Here is a 21,769-nt window from a genome sequence, read left to right on the forward strand (position 1 = left end):
TTTCAGGATCAGGCCTGTTGCGGTTTGACCCGCAGCAGGCCTTCCTGGGCGACGCTCGCCACCAGGTCGCCGTTGCGGGAATAGATCGCGCCCCGCGCAAAGCCGCGTGCATGACCCGACCAGGGGCTGTCCATGCTGTAGAGCAGCCAGTCGTCGAGCGGCGGGGTCTGGTGGAACCACATCGCATGGTCGAGGCTGGCGCCGGTGACGCCCGGCGAGAAGAAGCCCAAGCCTTGCGGCATCAGCGCCGTGGAAACGAGCGCGAAGTCGCTGGCATAGGCCAGGATCACGCGCTGCATGACGGCATCCGCCGCCAGTGCGGCTGACAGTGGAGCGGCCAGCCGGAACCATTGATGACGCTGGGGAAGGTCGCCGTTTCGCACGGGAGGGCAGGGGCGAATCTCGAAGGCCGCGAGGCGCTCAAGCAGAAAGGGCGGCAGTTTCTGTCCGGCGGCGGCGAGTGCCTCCTGGAAGCCCGGGCATTGCTCCGGCGCGGGCACTTCGGGCATCGGCACGGCGTGGGATAGGCCTTCCTCATGCCGGTGGAACGAGGCGGCAAGATTGAGGATCGGCTTGCCGCCCTGCATGGCGACGACGCGGCGGTTGGAGAAGCTGCCGCCGTCGAAGTCCGGCAGGACGCGGTAGATGATCGGGCGCGTGGCATCGCCCGCGCGCAGGAAATAGGCATGGAGCGAATGGGCCTGCCGCTTCGGATCGATGCCCCGTGCGGCGGCTGCAAGCGCCTGGGCCACGACCTGGCCGCCATAGACGCGTCCCGGCTGTTCTGCTGATGCGATGCCGCGGAAGATCCCGGTGTCGATCTCTTCCACGGTGAGCAAGGCGTGCAGTTCCTCGACGGCGACGTGGGCGGTCTCAGTCATCGGCATGGCTTTCGTTGGAGGTGGTCGGCTCGGCGGGCGTCCGGCCCAGCCAGGCAAGCGACTGGCGCTCTATCGACAGCAGTTCTTCCAGCGTCTGCTCGATCGCGGTCTTCTGCTGGCGCAGTTCGTCGATGCGGTCGGTGACCCTGGTCAGGAGCGCGCGAACCTGTTCGTGATGTTCCGGATCGACATCGTAAAGGTCGAGGAATTCCTTGATCTCCCGGATCGAGAACCCCAGCCGCTTGCCCCGCAGGATCAGTTGCATCCGCCCCATTTCACGCTTCGAATAGATGCGCATGGTGCCGATGCGCTGCGGCGCGATCAGATCCTTGTCTTCATAGAAGCGCAGGGTCCGCATGGTCACGCCCAGTTCGGTGGCGGCTTCCTGGATGCCGAGCATGTCGCCCCGCGCATCGATTGCGAGGGGCGCCTCATTGGGTGTCAGGGCTGCGCCCGTGCCGCTCACGCAGGGGTTCCTTCGGCGGGGCCGGCGGCGCGGCGCGCGTTTTCTTCCTCGACCAGTTCCTTCTTGGAGAGCTTGCCGACCAGTGTTTTCGGCAAGCTGTCGCGGAACTCGATGCTGCTGGGCATCTCGATCTTGTTGAGGCGCTCCTTGAGGAAGGCCATCAGCGCTTCCTCGTCCAGAACATCCCCGGGATGAAGCGCTACGAATGCCTTGGGCGCCTGGCCGCGATAGGCGTCGGGAACGCCGATCACGATCGCCTCGTGAACCTGGGGATGCTCGTAGAGCGCATCCTCGATGGTACGCGGATAGACGTTGTACCCCCCGCACAGGATCATGTCCTTGATACGGTCCACCAGGAACAGATAGCCGTCCTCGTCCAGATAGCCAACGTCTCCGGTGCGCAGGGCGCCGTAGATGAAGGTCTTTTCGGATTCCTCGGGCCGGTTCCAGTAGCCGGACATGACCTGAGGCCCGCGCGCGCAGACTTCGCCGCGCTCGCCCTGCGGCATGACCCGGTGCGGATTGTCGGGATCGCGGATTTCCAGCACGGTGCCCGGGAAGGCGGGGCCGCAGGAATTGTCCTTCACTTCGCCTTCCAGCGGGTTGCAGGCGATGATCGGCGAGGCTTCCGACAGGCCGTAGCCCTCGACCACGCGCACGCCGGTGCGCTGCTCGAACTTCTGGCGCACTTCCAGCGGCAGCGGCGCGCCGCCCGAGATGCAGACGCGCACATTGTCGAACTCGCCGTGCAGGTCCTTGTTGTTGAGCGCGGTGTAGAGCGTGGGCACGCCGAAGAACTGCGTCGGCTTCGTCCGCTTGGCAGTGGCCAGGAAAGATTTCATCTCGAAGCGCGGCAGCAGGATCATCTCGGCGGCCGTGTCCACCGAGTAGTTGAGCACCGTCGTCAGCGCGAAGACATGGAACAGCGGCAGCACGCCAAGGGTGCGCTCCTGCTGTTCGGGCATGTGGCCGACATGGGCGATCATCTGCGCCGAGTTCGCCGCCAGATTGGCGTGGCTGAGCATGGCGCCCTTGGGCACCCCGGTGGTGCCGCCGGTATATTGCAGCACGGCAAGGTCGGAAGGCGAGCGTTCGACCGGATCGGGATCGGCATCGCGGGCGATCAGGTCGGCGAAGCGCAGGAAGCGCAAGTCATGCGGCTCATGCGCTATGTCCTTGCGCTTGAGCAGGCGATAGGCGCGGCCCTTGAGCTTGGGCAGGGCATCGGCGATCGGGCAGACGATCACCCGGCGCAGAGCGCCCTTTCCGACCAGCGGCTCGATCTTGGGAAGCGAGAGCGCAAGGTCCGAGGCGACGATGAATTCCGCGCCGGAATCGTCCACCAGGTGCGTCATCTCACGCTCGGTGTAGAGCGGGTTGAAGTTCACCACGATGCCGCCGATGCGCAGGATCGCGAAGTAGCAGACGACGTAATAGGGCGTATTCGGCAGGCACAGGCCTACCCGCGTTCCGCGTTTTACGCCTAGATCCTGTAGCCCTCGCGCGGCACGGCGCGACAGGTCGCCTACTTCGGCATAGGTCCACTTGCGGCCCATGAAGTCTATCGCCGGCCAGGCGCCGTGGGCTTCCACGGCATGGTCGAGCAGGTCGGTGAGCAACCGCGGCGCGATCGGCGGCATCTCTTCCGGGATGAAGGAGGAGGTTTCCTGGGCGGAGTGGCCGCCGATCGTCGCCGCGGCGCCCATCAGAAGGCCACCCGTGCGCCGAGCGAGAACACCAGGGCGGACGCGTCCTGGAGGCTGCCGTTGGTGATGACCGGGGTCTGCGCGGCAGTGCCGGGGAAGGCGGCGGTGATGCGGTCGACCGGTGCATCCTTGAAAGTGATGTACGAGGCCGCCGCGTCGATCGCGATCTTCTCGCTCATGTTGTAGGTCGTGCCTGCCGAGAAGTTCCAGCGGTTGCTGTCCGGCACGCGGGCATCGCGATTGCCGTTCGAGGTCGGGGTTTCGCCGTACTGGATGCCGCTGCGCACCGTCCACTTCGGGTTGACGTCATAGTCCACGCCGAAAGCGTAGGAGAAGCCGTCCTTGTAGTTCTCGGGCAGCGACTGGTTGATCGGCGCGCCGAGATCGATCGAATCGAACTTGCTCCAGCCATAGGCCACGACCTGGGCGTTGAGGGTCAACTGGTTCGTCGCCTTGACGCGGCCGGACATGATCGCCTGCCACGGGGTGGAGAACTCGGCGGTGGCGTCGAGAGTCCGGTTCTGCGCGGCGAGCGGGCCGAGCAGGCCGTCGATGGTCAGCGTGCCCTTGAGCTTGTGCTTCACCGCCGACTTGTAGGCGACGCCGATCGAGGCCGGGCCGTTGTGATACTGCGCGCCGACCGACCAGCCCACATCCCAGCCATTGCCCTTGAGGTTCTGGTGGCCGTCCGCCAGCAGCGGCGAGAGGTTGGGCAGGTAGTTGCCGAGCGCCGCATCGACATATTCGATATTGGCGGCGGCGCCGACGTAGAAGCCCTCGAACGGCTGGAAGGCCACGCTCGGCTGGATGTCGATGGTGCGCAGCTTGGTCTTGTCGGCCGAGTAGCGCGCCCAGCTGTCCGAATCGTAGTCGGTGGTGAAGGAATAAGGCGAGGTGACGGTCAGGCCGAAAGCGAACTTGCCGGTGCCGTAGGCGATCGCGCCCGAGGGCAGCACGCCGTTGTTGATGGGGTTCTTGGCAACGCCGTTGCCGCCTACGGGAGCAGGCGCCTGGCCGGGGCGGACGATGACCGTGCCGTTGTCCACCACTTTGCCGCGCGGCAGGATGACGCTGGCATGGACCGACGCCTGCCCGCCTTCGAGGCCGCCGATCGCGGCCGGGTTCCACCAGAGCGAGTCGACGCCGGTATCGGCGGCTTCACCCGAGAAGGCGCGTCCCTGCGCGCGTACCGACTGTTCCTGAAGGTAGAAGGCCTGAGCATGTGCCGAGCCGGCAAAGCCGAACACGATTGCCGATGCGGTGCCCGCGAGAAGAATGCGGCCCGAAGTGCGTTTCATATCCTTGAACTCCCTTAATTCTCTTATGCCCTGAACCTTTGTCGTTTTCCCGGTGCGCCTCAGGGGATGCGCGTCCAGGTCTGGGTCTTGCACAAGGGCCAGACGATGCAGCCCTTGAGCTTGAGGCTGTTTGCCCCTGAAGGCGTTATCGTTGCCTTGTAGGTGCCGCCGTCCTCAGGATTGTAGATCTGTCCTTCGACCCATTCGTTCCCTTTGGCCTTGAATCCGCCGACAATTTGCAGGCCCTTGATCTTGCGGCCACGCTGCGCGGTGTCCTTGTTGTTCACGTCGCGCAGGTCGGGATTGGCCTTCAGGCCGTCCGAATCGACGAGCCGTCCGCAGACCGATTCGCCGCAGCGGGACAGTTCGACGACGCCGTGCTTGGACGGCGTGCGCCATTTGCCGACGACGGAATCGTTTCCGGCCGCGAATGCCGGATTCGCGAGCATTGTTCCGGCAACCAAAGCCAGCGCTGCGGGTTTCCACTGTTTCATGAGCGACCTCTCCATCGTCTCCAAACGGACATCTTCTCACCAACGGGTCGAGGCCCTTACGGTGGGATGCTGATTTCTCGTAACCCAAAAATTGCTTGACGTATAGGGAAAGAATTGCACCCTTAGGGAAGACGACGACGCAGCCTCGGGAAAAGCCCAAGGCGCGTCCGCCCACGGAGAGAGTGCATGCAAAGTGTCGTGATCGCGGGTTACGCCCGCTCGCCCTTCCACTTGGCCAACAAGGGCGCGCTGGCCCGCGTCCGTCCCGACGATCTGGCCGCTCAGGTGATTCGCGGACTTATCACCAAGACCGGCGTGGAAGCTGCTGATATCGAAGACGTTATCGTCGGCTGCGCCTTCCCCGAAGGCGAGCAGGGCTTTAATATCGCGCGCCTCGTCGGCCTGCTGGCGGACCTGCCGATCTCGGTGGGCGGCATGACCGTGAACCGTTTCTGCGGCTCTTCGATGAGCTCGATCCACTACGCCATGGGCCAGATCGCCATCGGCGCTGGCGAAGTGTTCGTCTGCGCGGGTGTCGAATCGATGAGCCGCGTGCCGATGATGGGCTTCAACCCGCTGCCCAACCCGGCGCTGGCCGCGAAGAGCGCGGCTTACATGTCGATGGGCGAGACGGCCGAGAACGTCGCCGCCAAGTACCAGATTTCGCGCGCCGACCAGGAAGCGCTTGCCGTCTCCAGCCAGCAGAAGGCCTCGGCCGCGCGTGACGCCGGCAAACTGACCGACGAGATCGTGCCGATCCAGACCAAGGCCGGTATCGTCAGCGAAGACGGCACCATCCGCGGTGAAACCACCGCAGAGGGCCTTGCCGGCCTGAAGCCCGCGTTCGATGCCGCAGGGTCGGTGACCGCCGGCACTTCCTCGCCGCTGACCGACGGCGCCAGCGCCGTGCTCGTCACCACCGAGGACTATGCCCGCGCCCACGGCTTGCCGATCCTGGCCCGCATCAAGTCGGTCGCGATTTCGGGCTGCGCGCCGGAAACCATGGGCCTTGGCCCGATCCTTTCCAGCCAGAAGGCGCTTGAGCGCGCGGGCATCGCCGCCGGCGATCTCGACGTGGTGGAACTGAACGAAGCCTTCGCATCGCAGGCGCTGGCCTGCATCAAGGACCTCGGCCTCGACGTGGCCAAGGTCAACATCGACGGCGGCGCGATCGCCATCGGCCACCCGCTGGGCGCCACCGGCGCGCGCATCGTCGGCAAGGCGGCCTCGCTGCTGAAGCGCGAAGGCGGCAAGTACGCGCTCGCCAGCCAGTGCATCGGCGGCGGTCAGGGCATCGCCACGATCCTGGAGTCGGTGGAATGAGCGAAAATACTATCAAAAAAGTCTGCGTGATCGGCGCCGGTACCATGGGTGCCGGGATCGCCGCTCAGGTCGCCAATGCCGGCGTGCCGGTGCTGCTGCTCGACATCGTTCCCAAGGACGCGAGCAATAGGAACGTCGTGGCCGAAGGCGCGGTGGCTAAGATGCTCAAGACCGAGCCTGCGCCGTTCATGAGCAAGTCCGCCGCCAAGCTGGTCGAGACCGGCAACATCGAAGATCATCTGGGCAAGGTTGCCGAGTGCGACTGGGTGATCGAGGCGGTGATCGAGCGTCTCGACATCAAGCAGGGCCTCTACGCCAAGCTCGAAGCGGTGAAGCGCGATGGCACCGCCGTTTCCTCGAACACCTCGACGATCCCGCTCGCCAATCTGGTCGAAGGGCGTTCGGACGCGTTCAAGCGCGACTTCCTGATCACGCACTTCTTCAATCCGCCACGCTACATGCGCCTGCTGGAGATCGTTACCGGTCCCGCGACCGATGTCGGCGTTGCCGCCAAGGTCGAGCAATTCGCCGACGTGTCGCTGGGCAAGACGGTGGTCAAGGCCAAGGATACGCCGGGCTTCATCGCCAACCGTATCGGCACCTACTGGATCCAGCTCGGCCTCAACGCCGCGTTTGACATGGGCATCACCGTCGAATTGGCCGACGCCATTGCCGGTAAGCCGATGGGCGTGCCCAAGACCGGCATCTTCGGCTTGGTCGATCTGGTCGGCATAGACCTGATGCCGCACTTGCAGGCCAGCCTCACCTCGACGCTGCCCGCAGGCGACCTCTATCACGGCATCGCCCGCGACATCCCGCTGATCAATAAGATGATCGGTGAGGGTTACACCGGCCGCAAGGGCAAGGGCGGGTTCTATCGCCTCAACAAGGAAGCTGGTCGCCGCAAGGAGACTATCGACCTCCAGACCGGCGAATACCGCCCGACCGTGACCCCACAGGGCCCGCGCGGCGCGGCTTCGCGGGGCGACCTCAAGGCGCTGGTCGAAAGCAAGGGTGACATCGGCGCCTACGCATGGGCCGTGCTCGGCGCCACGCTGGCCTATGCCGCCAGCCTTGTGCCCGATGCCGCGTCGGACGTGGTTGCCGTCGATGATGCGATGAAGCTGGGCTACAACTGGAAGGCCGGCCCGTTCGAGATGATCGACAAGCTGGGCGCCAAGTACCTTGCCGAACGCCTCGCCGCCGAAGGCAAGGCCGTGCCCGAGATACTGACCGTGGCGGGCGACCGCACGTTCTACCGGATCGAGAACGGCAAGCGCCAGTTCCTCGGCCTTGACGGTGAATATCGCGACATCGTCCGCCCCGAAGGCGTGATGCGCCTTGCGGACGTGAAGCTTTCGTCCAAGCCGATCCTCAAGAACGCCTCGGCGGCGCTTTGGGACATCGGCGACGGCGTCGTCTGCCTTGAATTCACCGGCAAGATGAACGCGCTCGACGGCGAAGTCATGAAGCTTATCGGGCAGGCCATCCCGCTGGTGGCGGCGCAGTACAAGGCGCTGGTCGTCTACAACGATGCCGATACCTTCTCGGCCGGCGCCAACCTCGGCCTCGCACTCTTCGCGGTGAACATCGCGGCGTGGGGCGAGATCGAGAAGCTCGTGGCGGGCGGACAGTTGGCCTACAAGGGCCTGAAGTACGCGCCGTTCCCGGTGGTGGGCGCTCCGGCCGGCATGGCGCTTGGCGGTGGCTGCGAGATCCTGCTCCACTGCGACGCGATCCAGGCCCATGCCGAACTCTACTGCGGCCTTGTGGAATGCGGCGTCGGCCTCGTTCCGGGCTGGGGCGGCAATGGCGAGATGATCGACCGCTGGCGCAACGCTCCGGGCATGCCCAAGGGCCCGATGCCGGCAGTGGCCAAGGTGTTCGAGATGGTCTCCACCGCGCAAGTCTCCAAGTCTGCCCAGCAGGCGCGCGAGATGATGATCCTGCGGGGGGATGACGGCATTTCGATGAACCGCGATCGCCTGCTCTACGACGCCAAGCAGAAGGCGCTGTCGCTGGTGGAAGGCTATACCCCGCCCGAAGCACCCGAGTTCAAGCTGCCCGGCGCGGGTGGCCGCACGGCGCTTGGCCTTGCGGTGGAAGGCTTCCACAGGCGCGGCATGGCGACCGACTACGACGTGGTCGTTTCCGGCGTGCTGGCCGATGTGCTGACCGGCGGCGGCGAGTTCGATCTCGTCGACACGGTGAGCGAGGGCGAACTGCTCAAGCTGGAGCGCGATGCCTTCATGGGCCGTCTGCGCGACGACCGCTCGGTCGCCCGTGTCGAGCACATGCTCGAAACCGGCAAGCCGCTTCGCAACTGATAAGGTATGAATGCGCGCCCGTCGGTGATCCGGCGGCGCGCGCGAGGAGAGTGACATGCAAGTCTACGAAGCGCCCCTGCGCGACATGAAGTTCGTGCTCCACGAACTCCACACCGATGACGGCTTCGGAAATCTCGAAGCCCTGGCCGAATTCACGCCGGATCTGGTGGACGCGGTGCTGGAAGAGGCCGCCAAAGTGGCGCAGGAAGTGCTGCTGCCGCTGAACCGCAGTGGCGACATCGAGGGCTGCACGCTGGAAAACGGCGTGGTCCGCACCCCCAAGGGCTTCAAGGAAGCCTACGACATGTTCCGCGAAGGCGGCTGGTGCGCGCTGGCGTCCGACCCCGAATGGGGCGGCCAGGGCCTGCCCGAGGCGCTGAACAAGCTGACCGAGGAGATGATCTGCTCCTCCAACCTGTCGTTCAGTCTCTATCCCGGCCTGACCCACGGCGCGACCACCGCGATCGAAGGCTATGCCAGCGACGCGCTGAAGCAAGCCTACCTGCCCAAGATGGTCGAGGGCACCTGGTCGGGCACGATGTGCCTTACCGAACCGCACTGCGGCACCGACCTTGGCATGCTGCGCACCAAGGCCGTGCCTCAGGATGATGACAGCTACAAGATCTCCGGCGCGAAGATCTTCATCTCGGCGGGTGAGCACGACCTGACCGAGAACATCATCCACCTCGTCCTCGCGCGGCTTCCCGATGCGCCGGAAGGCGTGAAGGGGATCAGCCTGTTCCTGGTGCCGAAGTACCTGCCCAAGGAAGACGGCACGCCCGGCCCCTCCAACGGCGTTTCGGTGGCGGCGATCGAGCACAAGATGGGACTCAAGGCCTCGGCCACCTGCCAACTGAACTTCGACGATTCGATCGGCTGGCTGGTCGGCACCGCGAACAAGGGCATGGAAGCCATGTTCAAGATGATGAACACCGAACGCGTCTCGGTGGGCATCCAGGGCCTTGGCGTGGGTGAGGCGGCCTATCAGTCGGCCGTGTGGTACGCCAAGGACCGCGTACAGGGCCGCTCGCTTTCGGGCGTGAAGAACCCCAAGGGCCCGGCCGATCCGATCATCGTCCACCCCGACGTGCGCCGCATGCTGATGACTGCTCGCGCCTACAACGAAGGCAGCCGCGCTGTCGGCGCCTGGGTCAGCCGTGCGCTCGATGCCGAAAAGCACGCGACCGATCCGGCCGTGAAGGCCCGCGCGGAAGACTTCATCGCGCTGATGACCCCGGTGGTGAAGGCGCTCTTCACCGATTGCGGCTATGAAAGCGCCAATCTGGCCGTGCAGGTCTATGGCGGCCACGGCTACATCGCCGAAAGCGGCGTGGAACAGTTCGTGCGCGATGCCCGCATCGCCATGATCTACGAAGGCACCAACGGCATTCAGGCGCTCGACCTCGTCGGCCGCAAGATGCCCGCGCATGCCGGCCGCTATCTGCGCTCGTTCTTCCATCCCGTGTCGGACTTCATCGAGGCGAACAAGGCGGACGAGACTTTCGGCAAGATGATCGAAGGGCTGGAAAAGGCCTTCGGCGCCCTTCAGCTCTCCACCGGCACGATTGCCCAGAAGGGCATGAAGGACCCCGAGGAAGCCGGTGCCGCCGCGACCGACTACCTGCGCCTGATCGGCCTTGTGGCCATGGGCTACACATTCGCCAAGGCGGCGCTGATCGCCAAGGCCAGGCTGGACGAGGGCACGGAGGACGCCGCGTTCTACACCGCCAAGATCGGCACCGCGCGGTTCTTCTTCGACCGTCTGCTGCCGCAGGCGACCGCCGCATTCCTGGCCATCAAGTCGGGCAAGGCCTCGATGATGGCGCTGGACGTGGACATGTTCTGAGGCGGGCTCTACTCGGCCCAGCCCTCGTCATTGCGAGGAAGCGAAGTTGACGAAGCAATCCAGAGCGGCACAGCACCGCCCACGGATAGCTTCGTCAGCCGCATATGCTCTCGAACAGATCGTCCCAAAGCGGATTTTCCGCCTCGATCAGCGCAGTCTTTCGCTTACGGGAGCCGCCTTTGAGTTGCTTCTCGCGGAGGATGGCATGCTCCATCGTCGAATGCAGTTCGAACCAAACGAGGCGCTTGCAGCCGTAGCGCTTGGAAAACCCGTCGATCACGCCTTCGCGATGCTGGAATACGCGTTTGGGTAAATCGGATGTTACGCCCACATAAAGCGTGCCGTTGCGGGCACTTGCGACGATGTAGACGGCTGGCTGGAAGTCGCGCTGCATCGCTCTGGATTGCTTCGTCGCTGCGCTCCTCGCAATGACGAAGGGGGGTTATAATATTGTCATGGCTCAGTTCATGCCTTGGCCATCACCCCCAAACATTCGTCATTGCGAGCGCAGCGAAGCAATCCAGAGCGGCTGAGCGAAACGTCTGAACCTCAACCTGCCCCGCTCCAGACGACCCAGCCCACCAGCCACGCGGCAACGATGCAGGCGATCAGCCGCCACAGCGGCGCCTTCACTATCCCCGCCGTGCCTACCGGCATGGCGCGTGCCCCGGTAATCATCGGCATGATCAAGTCGTCTCGTTTGACCACTCGATAATAGACGATGGCCGCAAGATGCAGCGCGATCATCGCCAGGATCAAGTAAAACACCACGCCGTGCAGCTGCGTCGCGCGACTGGCTGTCGTTGAGGACACCAAGTGATTGAGCGGCCCGGTTGTGCCGTCGTCGGGATCGCCCGATATGAGACCCAGTGAAACCTGCAAGGCCATGAGGCCCAGCATCGCCAGCACGCTCCAGCCACCAGCCGGATTGTGGCCGAGCGAGGGTTGGTGAGCGGCTGCCCGCAGATGTTCAAGGACCGCGCCGGGACCGCGCACGAAGCCTGAAAACCGCGCCGTCGAACTGCCGACGAAACCCCATAGAATCCGGATTACCAGTAGCTGCATCAGGATCGTGCCGATGCTGGTGTGCCAGCCCATCTCGCCGTTTTCGGCCGTCCACCAGAGCGCCGGGATCAGCACCGCGAAGCTCCAGTGGATTACGCGGACCGGCCAGTCCCACAGGCGGGTGCGGACGATCTCCGCACCCTCGCGCCTGCTCACTGCTTCTTCTCGCGGAAGGTCTCGTGGCAACCCTTGCAGGCGCCGCCGATCTCACCCATCGCCAGCTTGGCGGCAGCCGCATCCCCGGCATCCGCGGCGGTCTTGAGCTTGCCGGCGGCGGTGGCCAGCTTGTCTGCCGCCGCCTTGAACTCGGCGGGCTTCTCCCAGATCGCGGGGAGCGCCTCGGTCTTCTCGCCCGATTCCTTGCCGCTGCCCTTGGGGAACAGGCCGAGGATCTTGCCCGCATCGGTCTGGATCGAGGTGGCGGAGGCGCCTACGGCCGCAAAATCCGGCGCGGTATCTTCCAGTGCTTCCTTGGCGGCCTTGTTGGCCTTGGCGATCGCCTTGAAATTGGCCTCGCGTGCTTCGATCGTTTCGGAAACCGAAACCGGCTCGCCCGAGGCGCCTGTCGTGGTTGCGGCGGGTTCTGAGCCCTTGCAGCCGGTCACGGCGGCTACGAGCGCAAAGGCGGCTAGGGTGGTGGTCACGAATGTCTTCGATGCCATGTCGCTGCTCCTGGCAGTTATCTTGAGCGGGAGGCCGTCCTGTTTGCCCGTCGGCCTTGGTCCCAAGCTCTTGATAACCGCTGTCGTTGCCATGCAGCGAATGGTTTTTAAGCCATCATCCGAAAACCACCCCATCCATCAGCTTGCGGGCGGTGCGAAGGAGGGCGGCGCTCTTGACGGCGCCGCCCTCCTCCGTTTCGAGGACACAGGACATCTCGCCGGTCGGATGTTCGACCGACAGCGTCTTGCGGCGACCCTCGGGGATCTGGGCGACCTCGGCGGCGGGCGAGCCTTCGATCAGGCAGGCCGTCGCCACCGAGACTGCGCCGAGCACGCCGATCGTGGCGTGGGCGCGGTGGGGAATGAAGCTGCGCACGGTCACCGCGCCGCCTTTACGGGGCGGGGCGACCAGCATCATCTTGGGAACCGACTTGTCCTTGACGTCGCCCAGGTTCATCCGCTCGCCCACGGCAAGGCGGATGGCCTCGATCTTCGCCTTGAGTTCGGTGTCTGCGTCCAGGCTGTCGCGGTCCTCGTAGCCGGTGATTCCGACATCCTCGGCCTTCATGACCACGCAGGGCATGCCGTTGTCGATCAGGGTGACGCGCACGCCGTTCACCTCGTCCACGGCATTGCCGCTGGGCAGCAGCGCGCCGCACGAGGAACCGGCGGTGTCCCGGAATTCCAGCGGAATCGGTGCATGGGTGCCCGGCACCCCGTCGATCGCGGCGTCGCCCCAATAGGAGACGGTTCCGCCCGGCGTCTGCACGGTGGCGACGGCGACCTGCCCGGTGTTTTCCATGAAAATGGCGACCGGGGTTTCCTCTCCCTTGGCCGCGATCAATCCGCGCTCGATGGCGAAGGGGCCGATCCCGGCAAGGATATTGCCGCAGTTCTGCTGGTCGCTGACGAGCGCCTGATCGACGAAGACCTGAAGGAACAGGTAGTCGACGTCGATGCCCTCACGCTCGGACTTGGCTACGACCGCGACCTTGCTGGTCAGCGGGTCGGCGCCGCCCATGCCGTCGATCTGGCGCGGATCGGGCGAGCCCATGACGGAAAGCAGGAAAGCATCGCGCTCGGCAGTGTCGGTAGGAAGATCGCTCTTGAGGAAATAGCCGCCTTTGGAGGTGCCGCCGCGCATCCACATGCAGCGTACGCCTTCATGGTTCGCTTCGGTGGCACTCATCGCAGATCTCCTTTTCCCGCAACCTGTGTCCTGCCCAAGCGAGAGGACAGGGGGAAAGAGAAACTTTGGAACTGCGATAGGATTTGGCTAAGAGTGTTTCCATGGACATCTGGAACTTCAACCTTCGGCACTTGCGCGCAGTCGCCAAGATTGCCGAATTGGGGACGGTCAACGCCGCCGCGCTGGCTGTAAACCTCAGTCAGCCCGCCATAACACAGGCGCTTGGCAGGCTTGAGGCGATGATCGGCCTGCCCTTGTTCGAGCGCCGTCACGACGGGATGATTCCCACGCGCGCCGGAGAGATCCTTGCGCCGCGCATCGGCGCCGCGTTGTCCCATATCCAGAGCCCGCACGTCACCATGTCGCGCCTCCGGGCGCTGCTCGCGCTGGCGGAGACGGGCAGCTATGCCGGGGCCGGGCAGGAAACCGGGCTGTCGCTTCCCTCGATCCATCGCGCGGTCAACGATCTGGCGCTGGCGCTGCGCCGTCCGCTGGTGGCGCGGCAGGGCAAGTTCGTCATCACCACCGAGGCTGGAACCCAGCTCGCGCGCGAATTTCGCCTGGCGAAAGTGGAGCTGGAGGCCGGCCTGTCCGAAGTCGAAGCGCTGCGGGGCCTTGAAACGCGGCGCATCGCCATCGGCGCCATGCCGCTGTCGCGTGCCCGCATCCTCCCGGCCGCCGTGGCGCGGTTCCTGGCGCGGCGGCCCAGGGTGAAGCTCACCATCGTCGAAGGTTCACGCGCCGAACTGGTCGAGCCGCTGCGTAACGGCACGCTAGACCTGATGGTCGGCGCCTTGCGCGATCCGCTGGTCGAGGGCGATCTGGTGCAGCATCCGCTCTTCGAGGATCGCCCGGCGGTCTACGGGCGCAAGGGGCACCCGCTGGAAGGCACGAACCCCGGTGCGGCCGATGTCGCTCGCTATCCATTCACCCTGCCGCCACGCGGCACGCCGCTGCGGGACAGTTTCGAGCGCTATTTTCGCGAGCACGAGGTGCCGCTTCCGGAAGTGCCGGTGGAATCGGGCTCGGTGATGATGATCCGTCAGGTGATGATGGGCGGGGATTTCCTCACCGTGCTTTCCCCCGATCAGGTGACGGTGGAGGTGGAGGCCGGATGGCTCTGCGCGTTATCGCGGCTTCCGGCCGAATTCACCCGTCATATCGGCATGACCACCCGTGCTTCGCTGCGGCCGACAGAAGTGCAGAGCGAGTTTTTCGCCGATCTCGAATGGGCGGCGCGGGAGGTTTCGCGGTAGAAATTCCGCTCTGATGGCCCGAATAGGCCCCGTTCTTGCGCGGGGGGTGTCAGGCCGTGCATGGTTGGACGGCAACGACCTCTTATTACGCGAAGCTTATAGCTTCCGGGTGGTTCCAATTGGCGGCTTTCGGCCGATCGGGGCAGACTGCAATCATGAACAGGTCCATCGCCCTTATCGGGTTCGGAGAGGCCGGATCGACGTTTGCGGGAGCTGGGGACTGGGCCGGACAGGCTCGTGCCTTCGATGTGCTTCCCGAACGCCGTGAGGTCATGGCCGAACTCGGCATCACCGCCTGCGACAGCGTGGAGCAGGCCCTTTCGGGCGCCTCGCTGGTGCTTTCGCTCGTCACCGCAGACGCCGCGCCGAAGGTGGCGGAAGCCGTCGCGCCCTTGCTGGGCGAGGGTGTCTTGTTCTGCGATATGAACTCGGTCGCGCCGGGCACCAAGCGCGCCGCCGCCAAGACCATCGCCACCGGAAAGGGGCGTTATGTCGATGTGGCCGTGCTCGCGCCGGTCAATCCCGCGCGCATGAAAGTGCCGCTGTTGGTTTCCGGCCCCGACGCCGCCGAGGCGCAGGCCGCTCTTGAAGCAGTTGGCTTCGCCAATGTCCGCACGGTCGGTGCCGATGTCGGCCGCGCTTCGGCGATCAAGCTGGTGCGCTCGGTCATGGTCAAGGGGCTTGAGGCGCTGACCGCCGAGATGATGATGGCCGCCGCTGCCGAGGGCGTGGCGGACGAAGTGTTGGCTTCGCTGGACGCCAGCGAAAAGACCATTCCCTGGGCGGAGCGGGCGGATTACAATCTGGATCGCATGCTGGTCCACGGCCGCCGCCGCGCCGCCGAGATGGACGAGGCCGCGGAAATGCTGCGTTCGCTGGGCATTCCGCCGCTGATGACCGAAAATACCGTCGCCTGGCAGCAGGCGCTGGGCGCGCTGGGCATCGTGCCGCCGCCCGAAGGATTCGAAGCCAAGCTGACGGCAGCCGTCGCGGCGGGCGTACTCAAGGGAGAGAATTGAGCATGTCGCTCATCATCGACTGTCACGGACATTATACCGTCCTGCCCAAGGCGCACGACGCCTGGCGCGAGGCGCAGATCGCCGCTTTCAAGGCCGGTGAAGAAGCGCCGCCCTACCCGGAAATCTCGGACGCCGAGATCCGCCAGACCATCGAGGACAACCAGCTTCGCCTCATCAAGGAGCGCGGCGCCGACCTTACCGTGTTCAGCCCGCGCGCCAGCGCCATGGCGCACCACGTGGGCGATCAGGCGGTGTCCGAGGCATGGGCGGTTCACTGCAACAATCTTATCGCCCGCGTGGTGAACATGTTCCCCGAGACGTTCGTGGGCGTGTGCATGCTGCCGCAGAGCCCCAAGGCGGACCTTTCCGCCTCGGTGAAGGAACTGCGCCGCTGCGTCGAGGAACTGGGCTTCATCGGCTGCAACCTCAACCCCGATCCCGGCGGCGGCCACTTCGAGCATCCGCCGCTGACCGACGAGTACTGGTTCCCGATCTACGAGGCGATGAGCGAGCTGGACGTTCCGGCGATGATCCACGTTTCGGGTTCGTGCAACCCGGCGATGCATGCCACCGGCGGCTTCTACATCGCGGCGGACACCGTGGCCTTCATGCAGCTGATGCAGGGCGATCTCTTCGCGAAGTTTCCCAAGCTGCGCTTCATCATCCCGCACGGCGGCGGCGCGGTGCCGTATCACTGGGGCCGTTATCGCGGCCTCGCGGACATGCTGAAGAAGCCTTCGCTCGACGAATACATCATGAACAACGTGTTCTTCGACACTTGCGTCTATCACCAGCCGGGCGTGAACCTGCTGGCCGACGTGATCGACAACAAGAACATCCTGTTCGGCTCCGAAATGGTCGGCGCGGTGCGTGGGATCGATCCGCAGACCGGCTTCTACTTCGACGACACCAAGCGCTATGTCGATGCGCTCGACATTACCGATGAGGAGCGCCACGCGATCTTCGAAGGCAACGTGCGCAAGGTCTTCCCGCGCCTCGACACCAAGCTGAAGGAACGCGGCCTGTGACGGACAAGAACACGCAAGGCCCAACCGACATCCACGCCTATCTCGGTGAGTTCGACGATATTCCGGGCACGCGCGTCTACACGGCCAAGCGCGCAAGGCAGGGCTATCACCTCAACCAGTTCGCGATGAGCCTGATGAAGGCCGAAAACCGCGAGCGCTGGAAGGCCGACGAGCGCGCCTATCTCGACGAATGGCCAATGACCGAGGACCAGAAGCTGGCCGTTCTCGCCCGCGACTACAACCGCCTGCTGGACCTGGGCGGCAACATCTACTTCCTCGCCAAGGTCTTCTCGACCGATGGCCTGAGCTTCCTTCAGGCCGTGTCGACGATGACCGGCATGTCGGTCGAGGATTATCAAGCGATGATGATCGCCGGGGGCCGCTCGCCCGAAGGCGTGCGGTCGATCAAGGAGCACCGCTGAGATGGCCCGCATTACGCACGGCATCGCCTGTAGCCACATCCCGGCGCTCGGCGTCGCGTCCGACTTCGACAAGTGGGAAGATCCCTACTGGAAGCCGATCGAGCAGGGCTTCGCACCCACCCAGAAGTGGGAAGCCGAGAACCTGCCGGACGTCGTGATCCTGGTCTACAACGACCATGCATCGGCCTTCGACATGAAGATCATCCCCACCTTCGCGATCGGCTGCGGCGAAAACTACAAGCCGGCGGACGAGGGTTGGGGCCCGCGCGCGGTGCCCGACGTGGAAGGTCACCCGGACCTTGCCTGGCACATCGCGCAGAGCCTGATCCTCGACGAGTTCGACATGACCATCATCAACGAGATGGACGTCGACCACGGCCTTACCGTTCCGCTGTCGATGATGTTTGGCAAGCCGGAGAAGTGGCCGGTCAAGGTGATCCCGCTCGCCGTCAACGTCGTCACCTATCCGCCGCCGTCGGGAAACCGCTGCTGGGCGCTGGGCGAAGCGATCGCGCGGGCCGTCGAGAGCTTCGACGAGGATCTCAACGTGCAGGTCTGGGGTACGGGCGGCATGAGCCACCAGCTCCAGGGGCCGCGCGCCGGCCTCATCAACCGCGAGTGGGACACCATGTTCCTCGACAAGCTCTCTGGCGATACGCAGGAACTGCGGCATATCCCGCATATCGAATACCTGCGCGAAACCGGCAGCGAGGGCATCGAGATGGTCATGTGGCTGATCATGCGCGGCGCCCTCGGCAAGGAAACGCGTGAACTGCGGCGCTTCTATCATGTGCCCGCCAGCAACACGGCGGTCGGCCACATCGTGCTGGAGCCGGTGAACGGCGACGTGCCGCCCTCCACCACGATCGAAGGCAACAATGCCGCCGCGCAAAGCCTGATCGACTGATCCATTCCGCGTGCCGGTGCTTGACGCCGGCACGCCCTTTGTCTTTGACAGACACCCCAAGGAGATTCCCATGCGTATTGCCCTCGTAGGCGCCGGCGCTTTCGGTGAAAAGCACCTCGACGGCCTCAAGAACATCGACGGCGTAGAGATAGCCTCGGTCATCAGCCGCTCGGCCGAGCAGGCTGCCGAAGTCGCCGCCAAGTACGGCGCGCCGCACTCCGGCACCGATCTGGCCGAAGCGCTGGCGCTGCCGGACGTCGATGCCGTGATCCTCTGCACTCCCACGCAGATGCACGCCGAACAGGCCATCGCCTGCATGAACGCCGGCAAGCACGTTCAGGTCGAGATTCCGCTGTCGGACTCCTGGGCCGATGCCGAGGCAGTCGTCGCCAAGCAGAAGGAAACGGGCCTCGTCTGCATGGTCGGCCACACCCGCCGCTTCAATCCTTCGCACCAGTACGTGCATAACAAGATCACTGCGGGTGAGTTCAACGTCCAGCAGATGGACGTGCAGACCTACTTCTTCCGTCGCAAGAACATGAACGCCAAGGGCCAGCCGCGCTCGTGGACGGACCACCTGCTGTGGCACCACGCCGCGCATACGATCGACCTGTTCGCCTACCAGTCGGGCAAGATCGTCGCCGCCAACGTGCTCCAGGGCCCGAAGCACCCGGAACTGGGCATCGCCATGGACATGTCGATCCAGCTGAAGGCTGAGACCGGCGCGATCTGCACGCTCTCGCTCTCCTTCAACAACAACGGCCCGCTCGGCACCTTCTTCCGCTACATCGGCGACAGCGAGACCTACATCGCGCGCTACGACGATCTGGTGAACGGCCGTGAAGAGCCGATCGACCTGACGGGCGTAACCGTGTCGAACAACGGCATCGAGCTTCAGGACCGCGAATTCGTCGCCGCCATCCGCGAAGGGCGTGAGCCCAACTCGTCGGTCGGCAAGGTGCTCGATTGCTACCGCGTGATCGGCGAACTGGCCCAGAGCCTCGAAGCGCAGGACGGCTGGTCCTGATCATGGAAAAGCGCCTCCTCGCGGGCCGTCTGGTCCATTCCGTCGGTCTCGGCTGCATGAATGTGGCCTGGGCCTACGGCAATCCGCCGTCTCGCGAGGAGGCGGCCCGTCTGTTCCGCCATGCGCTGGATGCAGGCTGCGATCACTTCGACACCGCCAACATCTACGGCATGGGGCTGAGCGAGGAGATCCTCGGCGAAGCGATCATGGATCGGCGCGAGGAGTTCCTGCTGGCCTCCAAGACCGGCATCCTGATCGACGGCGCCCGCCGCGGCATCGACTGCGCGCCGGAGAGCATCACCGCCTCGCTCGACGCCAGCCTGAAGCGGCTGGGCACCGATCATATCGATCTGTTCTACATGCACCGCTTCGATCCGAAGGTGCCGATCGCCGACTCGGTGGGCGCCATGGTGCGCGCGATCGAGGCGGGCAAGATCGGCGCCTATGGCGTGTCCGAATGGTCCGCCGCGCATATCCGCGAGGCCCATGCCGTGCATCCGGTGGCGGCGGTTCAGACCGAATATTCGCTCTGGACCCGCAACGTCGAGCTGGGCGTGATGGACGCCACGCGCGAACTGGAGATCGCGCTGGTCGCCTTCTCGCCGGTCGCGCGCGGGGCGCTGGGCGGTGAGCTGACCGATGTGAACACGCTTACCGAGAAAGACCTGCGGCGCAATTTCCCACGCTTCATGGGCGAGAACTGGGCGCACAACCTCGCGCTGATCGCGCAGTTCAACGCGCTCGCTGCCTCCGTCAACGCCACCCCGGCGCAGCTTGCGCTCGCCTGGGTGCTGGCACAGGGCGAGCACGTCCATGCGATTCCGGGCACCCGCTCGATCCCGCACTTCGACCAGAACCATGCCGCCGCAGATCTCGCGATCGACGCGAAAGTGCTGGAGCAGGCCGGCGCGCTGATGAACCAGCAGACCATTGCCGGGCACCGCTACCCGGACATGATCAAGCCCAGCATCGATACCGAGGACTACGTCTGAAACGTGTTCCTCGCTGACGGAACATAGGGCCTTCGGGGCGGTTCTGACGGCATGGACAATGCCGCCCCAACCGACCCCGAAGCCCCAGGCACGGACGACGCCGAAGTGGACGACGAACGCGATCTCTCGCACGACGATCCCGAGCGGCAGGAAACCGATCGCGATATCGAGCGGGACGAATCCGGTCTGACCGGCCACGAACGCGGCCAGATCAAGGACAACCTGCGGCTATCCGCGATCACCGTCTTCTCGGTGATCCGGCGCGAGGGCGAGGAGGAGCTGCATCGGCCGGCGATGTCGCTCTGGTTCTCCGGGATCGCCGCGGGGATCGGCATTTCCACTTCGGTCTTCGCGCAGGGCCTGCTTCATCAATCGTTCCAGACCCACCCCCAGCGCGAACTGATCGCGGCCTTCGGCTATGCCATGGGTTTCGTGCTCGTGGTGCTTTCACGCCTGCAACTGTTTACGGAAAATACGCTGACGGCGGTCCTGCCCCTGCTTGCCGGGCCCAACCTGGAGCGTCTCTGGCGGACGGCGCGCCTGTGGACGATCGTGCTGGCGGCCAATCTCGTCGGCACGTTCCTGACCGCCCTGCTGATAGACGTCTTCGCCGACCCGACCCATCCCACCGTTGCGGGGATGCTGGACGTATCGCGCAAGGCCGCCCAGGCGAGCGGCGGGACCGCGCTGCTGGACGGCATTCCCGCCGGGTTTTTCATCGCCGCTTTCGTGTGGATGTTGCCCAGCTCGAAAGGCTTCGAGATCTTCGTGGTCGGGCTGTTCGCCTGGCTGATCGCGGCGGGCGGCTTCGCCCATGTCGTAGCCGGATCTACGGAGATGTTCCTGCTGGTCCTCCACGGCGAGATGCCGGTTCTCGACGCCTTCGTGCTGCACCTTGCGCCGACGCTGGTGGGCAATGTGATCGGCGGCACCGGGCTCTTCGCACTGCTCGCATTCGGGCAGATCAAGGCCGAGATCTGATGGATGATTTCACGGCCGGCCGGGAGTAGGAGGGCGGGATGAACGGTGCAGAGACGATTACGGTACGGCGCAATTCCTATGACGCCCAGGTCCATCAATCCGAGCCGATGGCCATCCCTGCCGAGGCGCCCATCGCCATCGAAACGAACGGGATCGCCTATGCCGTCATGATGGCGACGCCCGAGGACATAGAGGACTTCGTCACCGGCTTTCTCATGGCGGAAGGGCTGGCCGAGGCCGGAGACATTGGCGACGTTGCGGTTCACCAAGTGGAGAACGGAGACTGGGGCCGGGGCTTCGTCGCGCGCGTCAATCTTCCGCCCGAAAGGCTGGGCGCGGTGCTCGAACGGGCGCGCCGCCGGGTTGGCGACAGTTCCTGCGGTATCTGCGGGATCGAGGGGGTGGAAGCCGCGCTGCGCCCGCTGCCTTCGCTGCTTCGCAAGAGCGGGGCGACGCCGCAGGCCATCCGCCGTGGCCTCGATGGCCTGCGCGGCGGACAGGATCTGGGCCGCCTGACCAGCGCGACCCATGCCGCCGCCTTCTGCAACGAGGACGGCGGTCTGGTGGCAGTGCGGGAGGACGTGGGGCGCCACAATGCACTGGACAAGCTGGTCGGCGCGCTGGCTCGCCAGGGCATCGACGCGGGGCAGGGCTTCATGATCGTCACCTCGCGCTGTTCCTACGAACTGGTGGAGAAGACCGCGCGCGCCGGATGTCCGCTGCTGGTGGCGATTTCCGCGCCGACGAACCTGGCGGTCCATCGTGCGCAGGCTGCGGGCTTGAAGCTGTGCTTCGTGGCGCGGGACGATACGATGCTGACCACGCCGGAACGCGCCGGGACCGACGAAAGGGCCACCGCCCTCGTCGAACCGTAATTCGT

The 21,769-nt window shown here is 65.0% G+C and carries 21 protein-coding genes; 12 read left to right on the forward strand and 9 right to left on the reverse strand.

What is annotated here, in order from left to right; genetic code table 11:
- Positions 1–8: 8 nt before the first annotated feature.
- From RT424_RS05605 to RT424_RS05625, 5 genes are all read right to left on the reverse strand, one after another.
- Positions 9–881, reverse strand: coding sequence for an acyl-CoA thioesterase domain-containing protein (locus RT424_RS05605; protein WP_313435151.1), 873 nt, complete (start codon positions 879–881; stop codon positions 9–11).
- Positions 874–1,281: a MerR family DNA-binding transcriptional regulator gene (locus RT424_RS05610; protein ID WP_313435288.1), complete on the reverse strand. Its 408-nt coding sequence runs from the start codon at positions 1,279–1,281 to the stop codon at positions 874–876. Before RT424_RS05610 ends, RT424_RS05605 begins: the two co-directional genes overlap by 8 nt.
- Before the next feature lie 62 nt (positions 1,282–1,343).
- On the reverse strand, positions 1,344–3,053 hold the full coding sequence (locus RT424_RS05615) for a long-chain fatty acid--CoA ligase (RefSeq protein ID WP_313435153.1): 1,710 nt from the start codon (positions 3,051–3,053) through the stop codon (positions 1,344–1,346).
- Positions 3,053–4,351: a porin gene (locus RT424_RS05620; RefSeq protein ID WP_313435155.1), complete on the reverse strand. Its 1,299-nt coding sequence runs from the start codon at positions 4,349–4,351 to the stop codon at positions 3,053–3,055. Before RT424_RS05620 ends, RT424_RS05615 begins: the two co-directional genes overlap by 1 nt.
- Positions 4,352–4,410: 59 nt before the next feature.
- The gene (locus tag RT424_RS05625; RefSeq protein WP_313435157.1) at positions 4,411–4,845 is read right to left on the reverse strand and encodes a DUF2147 domain-containing protein; all 435 of its coding nucleotides are present in this window, start codon (positions 4,843–4,845) and stop codon (positions 4,411–4,413) included.
- A 186-nt stretch (positions 4,846–5,031) separates the two neighbouring features.
- Between RT424_RS05625 and RT424_RS05630 the strand changes: the two genes are divergently transcribed.
- The 3 genes from RT424_RS05630 to RT424_RS05640 are packed head-to-tail and all read left to right on the forward strand — an operon-like array spanning position 5,032 to position 10,341.
- Entirely contained in the window at positions 5,032–6,168 is a 1,137-nt protein-coding gene (locus tag RT424_RS05630) for a thiolase family protein (RefSeq protein WP_313435159.1), read from the forward strand.
- Positions 6,165–8,495 carry a 3-hydroxyacyl-CoA dehydrogenase NAD-binding domain-containing protein gene (locus RT424_RS05635; protein ID WP_313435161.1) on the forward strand — a complete coding sequence of 777 codons (2,331 nt, stop codon included), beginning with the start codon at positions 6,165–6,167 and terminating at the stop codon, positions 8,493–8,495. The genes RT424_RS05630 and RT424_RS05635 overlap by 4 nt, the downstream gene beginning before the upstream one ends.
- 55 nt (positions 8,496–8,550) lie before the next feature.
- Entirely contained in the window at positions 8,551–10,341 is a 1,791-nt protein-coding gene (locus RT424_RS05640; RefSeq protein ID WP_313435163.1) for an acyl-CoA dehydrogenase C-terminal domain-containing protein, read from the forward strand.
- 94 nt (positions 10,342–10,435) lie between these two features.
- On the opposite strand, the gene RT424_RS05645 is transcribed toward RT424_RS05640, so the two are convergent.
- The 4 genes from RT424_RS05645 to RT424_RS05660 all read right to left on the reverse strand — a co-directional run bounded on the left by RT424_RS05645 (position 10,436) and on the right by RT424_RS05660 (position 13,257).
- Entirely contained in the window at positions 10,436–10,735 is a 300-nt protein-coding gene (locus RT424_RS05645; RefSeq protein ID WP_313435165.1) for a GIY-YIG nuclease family protein, read from the reverse strand.
- 155 nt (positions 10,736–10,890) lie between these two features.
- Entirely contained in the window at positions 10,891–11,562 is a 672-nt protein-coding gene (locus RT424_RS05650; RefSeq protein ID WP_313435166.1) for a cytochrome b/b6 domain-containing protein, read from the reverse strand.
- Positions 11,559–12,068: a cytochrome c gene (locus RT424_RS05655; RefSeq protein ID WP_313435168.1), complete on the reverse strand. Its 510-nt coding sequence runs from the start codon at positions 12,066–12,068 to the stop codon at positions 11,559–11,561. The genes RT424_RS05650 and RT424_RS05655 overlap by 4 nt, the downstream gene beginning before the upstream one ends.
- 115 nt (positions 12,069–12,183) lie before the next feature.
- Positions 12,184–13,257: a 4-oxalomesaconate tautomerase gene (locus tag RT424_RS05660; protein ID WP_313435170.1), complete on the reverse strand. Its 1,074-nt coding sequence runs from the start codon at positions 13,255–13,257 to the stop codon at positions 12,184–12,186.
- Between the two features lie 101 nt (positions 13,258–13,358).
- On the opposite strand from RT424_RS05660, the gene RT424_RS05665 reads away from it, so the two are divergent.
- The 9 genes from RT424_RS05665 to fdhD all read left to right on the forward strand — a co-directional run bounded on the left by RT424_RS05665 (position 13,359) and on the right by fdhD (position 21,764).
- On the forward strand, positions 13,359–14,513 hold the full coding sequence (locus RT424_RS05665; protein ID WP_313435172.1) for a LysR family transcriptional regulator: 1,155 nt from the start codon (positions 13,359–13,361) through the stop codon (positions 14,511–14,513).
- 155 nt (positions 14,514–14,668) lie between these two features.
- The gene (locus RT424_RS05670; RefSeq protein ID WP_313435174.1) at positions 14,669–15,532 is read left to right on the forward strand and encodes a DUF1932 domain-containing protein; all 864 of its coding nucleotides are present in this window, start codon (positions 14,669–14,671) and stop codon (positions 15,530–15,532) included.
- A gap of 2 nt (positions 15,533–15,534) precedes the next feature.
- Positions 15,535–16,560, forward strand: coding sequence for an amidohydrolase family protein (locus RT424_RS05675; protein ID WP_313435176.1), 1,026 nt, complete (start codon positions 15,535–15,537; stop codon positions 16,558–16,560).
- Positions 16,557–16,982, forward strand: a complete 426-nt coding sequence (ligA, locus tag RT424_RS05680) for a protocatechuate 4,5-dioxygenase subunit alpha (protein ID WP_313435178.1) — start codon at positions 16,557–16,559, stop codon at positions 16,980–16,982. Before RT424_RS05675 ends, ligA begins: the two co-directional genes overlap by 4 nt.
- A gap of 1 nt (position 16,983) precedes the next feature.
- The gene (locus RT424_RS05685; RefSeq protein ID WP_313435180.1) at positions 16,984–17,889 is read left to right on the forward strand and encodes a class III extradiol dioxygenase subunit beta; all 906 of its coding nucleotides are present in this window, start codon (positions 16,984–16,986) and stop codon (positions 17,887–17,889) included.
- Positions 17,890–17,959: 70 nt separating this feature from the next.
- Positions 17,960–18,916 carry a Gfo/Idh/MocA family oxidoreductase gene (locus RT424_RS05690; protein WP_313435182.1) on the forward strand — a complete coding sequence of 319 codons (957 nt, stop codon included), beginning with the start codon at positions 17,960–17,962 and terminating at the stop codon, positions 18,914–18,916.
- Positions 18,917–18,918: 2 nt separating this feature from the next.
- Entirely contained in the window at positions 18,919–19,908 is a 990-nt protein-coding gene (locus tag RT424_RS05695; RefSeq protein ID WP_313435184.1) for an aldo/keto reductase, read from the forward strand.
- A gap of 51 nt (positions 19,909–19,959) precedes the next feature.
- Positions 19,960–20,889 (forward strand): formate/nitrite transporter family protein, encoded by a 930-nt coding sequence (locus RT424_RS05700; RefSeq protein ID WP_313435186.1) that lies wholly within the window; start codon positions 19,960–19,962, stop codon positions 20,887–20,889.
- Positions 20,890–20,927: 38 nt separating this feature from the next.
- The gene (fdhD, locus tag RT424_RS05705) at positions 20,928–21,764 is read left to right on the forward strand and encodes a formate dehydrogenase accessory sulfurtransferase FdhD (protein ID WP_313435188.1); all 837 of its coding nucleotides are present in this window, start codon (positions 20,928–20,930) and stop codon (positions 21,762–21,764) included.
- Positions 21,765–21,769: the final 5 nt, after the last annotated feature.

Source organism: Novosphingobium sp. (assembly GCF_032093395.1).
Classification (GTDB): domain Bacteria; phylum Pseudomonadota; class Alphaproteobacteria; order Sphingomonadales; family Sphingomonadaceae; genus Novosphingobium.